We start from the raw sequence: 2474 nt of genomic DNA, 5'->3' as shown, positions 1-2474 counted from the left end.
GGTCGGAGTCGGGTAGTTTACGCTGGGAATACTAGCCTAAGATTGACTCAAACCCTGCCAGAAGCGAGGCTTGTCATGAGCGAGGTCAGCCCCGAAAACCAGTTTCCCACCGATTTGGACTCCAATTGGCAGCCCCCGGCTCCGCCGGTCATGCAGCGTCCGCCTCGTCCGGCTGCTCAAACGCCCCCGGTGGAGCCCCCAACGCAACTGGATCCGGTGCTGGGTTCGGCTTCCCAAGGGATGGGATCCCGGCCTGCCAATGCCAAAAACCCCCCCAACCCCATTCTGGGTCGGCCCCTTCCGCCTGGTGTGGCTGTCGCTCCCCCTCAGGTACCGGTGCCTGTGCCGGGCTCTGCCGCTTCTCCTCAGATGCCCCCGCCCACCCCGGCTGCTGCTCGGCCTCCAGTGCCGCCGCCCAGCCCCAATCCTGCCGCTCCGCCTTTTGCGCCACCAGCTCGCCCAACGGCTGCCGGTCGGATCCCGGTGGCCCCGGCTACTCCTGCGGGCCTGACCCTGCGCCAACTGGTGCAGGAAGCCTATGACAAAGGCTACTCCGATATTCATTTGGGGGTAGGAGAAGTGCCCCGCTTTCGGGATCGGGGGCAGATGCTCTTGACCAACTACCCGGTCACCACCACCGAGATGTTCTATGGCTGGCTGCGGGAAAGCCTGCCGGAGAGCCAAATTCGCCAGTTTGAGGAATGTTTGGAACTGGATACTGCCATCCAGTACGAGGGTTTGGTGCGGTGTCGGGTCAACTGCTTTGTTTCCCTTCTTGGCCCGGCTATGGTGATGCGTCTGATCCCGTTGAAAATTTTGACGCTGGAGCAGTTGCGGGCACCGGAAGTGCTAAAGCGCATTGCCGAAGAGCACAAAGGCTTGGTTTTGGTGACCGGCCCCACCGGCTCCGGTAAGTCCACGACCTTGGCGGCGATGGTGGACTACATCAATTCCAACTTTCCCAAACACATCATTTCCATTGAGGATCCCATCGAATTTGTCCACCAGAGCAAGAAATCGATGGTGCGGCAGCGGGAGGTCGGGATCCACACCCTGGAGTTTGCCAATGCCCTGAAAGCCTCGCTGCGGGAAGATCCGGACATCATCCTGATTGGGGAGATGCGGGATCGAGAGACAGTGGATATTGCCCTGAAGGCCGGCCAGACGGGCCACTTGGTCTTTGGAACCCTGCACACCAACAGCGCCGTCCGCACCATCGAGCGTCTGCTGGGGATTTACAAGCCGGAAGAACAGGAGCCGATGCGTCTGCAGCTGGCAGAAACCCTGGTGGCGATCATCGCTCAAACCCTGGTGCGCACCACCGATGGCAAGCGAGCTGCGGCCCACGAGATTATGCGCAACACCGATGCCATTCGGGACTACATCAAGCGGGGGGCGGTGGATGAAATTGAGGAGCTGATCGCCGACGGCTCCTATGAGGGCATGTGTACGATGAATCAGTCTCTGTTTAGGCTTTACCAAGAGGGGCGGATTACCGAAGAGGTGTGTCTGGAGGCTGCCCCGCGCCGCAATGAGATGGCCCAATGGCTGCGAGGCCGGATCTAGGGCCAGTCTCGAGATGGAGTCATGCCAAAGTGCTTGAGGGAAGGTTTGCCCTATCCTAAACTGGGAGCAGCCGGCGGCGCTGGCTTGCCGAGCTACCTGCTCATCTCTTGGGCCAGCCTTGGGCTTGGGGGATGGGTTGCTGGATTGATGAACCGAATTGAAAGCAAGTTAGAAAACAGGAGAATCCCTACCGTGAGCGTGATCAACCAGATCATCGAGACCGCGGATGACCAGCTGCGTTACCTCTCAGTTAGCGAACTGGAAGCCATCAGGAATTACATGACCACTGGCGAGAGGCGCTTGCAAATCGCTCAGGTGTTAGCAGAAAACAAAAAGCGCATCATTGACCAGGCCCAGAAGCAGCTATTCACCAAGCGGCCCGAGTATGTGCAACCCGGTGGCAATGCCTACGGTGACAAGCGCTACAACCAATGTTTGCGAGATTACGACTGGTATCTGCGTCTGGTGACCTATGGCATTATTGCCGGCAGCAAAGAGCCGATTGAGTCTATCGGCCTGATAGGGGTGCGGGAAATGTACAATGCCCTCAATGTACCCATCGCCGGCATGATCGATGCGATTGTCTTTTTGAAGGAAGCTGCCCTCAGCTTGTTGGAGCCGGCGGCAGCCGCTGAAGCCGCCCCTTACTTTGACTACATCATCAATGCCATGAGCTAGGGATCTACAGGGATCCCAAGGCAGCCCGGGCATGTACGGCCACCTGTTCTTGGGAATCCTGGGCCAGCCGGGTCAGTCCGGCGCGAGCGGCTTCTGTTCCCAACTTGGCCAGGGCAATGCAGACGCGGTAGCGCAGTTGCCAGTCGTCGGAATCAATGAGGGGATCCAGGTAGGGGATGGCCCGCGGATCCCCCAGATCGCCCAAGGCAGCGGCAGCGGCTGTGGTGATC

The 2474-nt window shown here is 59.3% G+C and carries 3 protein-coding genes; 2 read left to right on the top strand and 1 reads right to left on the bottom strand.

Features of this window, described 5'->3' with window-relative positions; all coding sequences use genetic code 11:
- Positions 1 to 240 precede the first annotated feature (240 nt).
- Together NW856_RS07845 and apcD are read left to right on the top strand one after the other, a co-directional pair.
- A complete protein-coding gene (locus NW856_RS07845; protein ID WP_414399740.1) occupies positions 241 to 1566 on the top strand; it encodes a type IV pilus twitching motility protein PilT in 1326 nt (441 codons plus the stop codon).
- 192 nt (positions 1567 to 1758) lie between these two features.
- Positions 1759 to 2244 (top strand): allophycocyanin subunit alpha-B, encoded by a 486-nt coding sequence (gene apcD / locus NW856_RS07840; RefSeq protein WP_414399739.1) that lies wholly within the window; start codon positions 1759 to 1761, stop codon positions 2242 to 2244.
- 4 nt (positions 2245 to 2248) lie between these two features.
- On the opposite strand, the gene NW856_RS07835 is transcribed toward apcD, so the two are convergent.
- The coding region (locus NW856_RS07835) for a HEAT repeat domain-containing protein (RefSeq protein WP_414399738.1) at positions 2249 to 2474 on the bottom strand (226 nt) is incomplete at its 5' end.

Source organism: Synechococcus sp. R3-13 (assembly GCF_047462195.1).
Lineage (GTDB): Bacteria > Cyanobacteriota > Cyanobacteriia > Thermostichales > Thermostichaceae > Thermostichus.
This window is presented reverse-complemented; position numbering and strand designations above follow the sequence as displayed.

What these genes read in the sequence shown, in the direction of transcription:
- NW856_RS07845 (WP_414399740.1), top strand. Translation starts at nt 241, where the DNA reads ATGGGATCCCGGCCTGCCAATGCCAAAAACCCCCCCAACCCCATTCTG.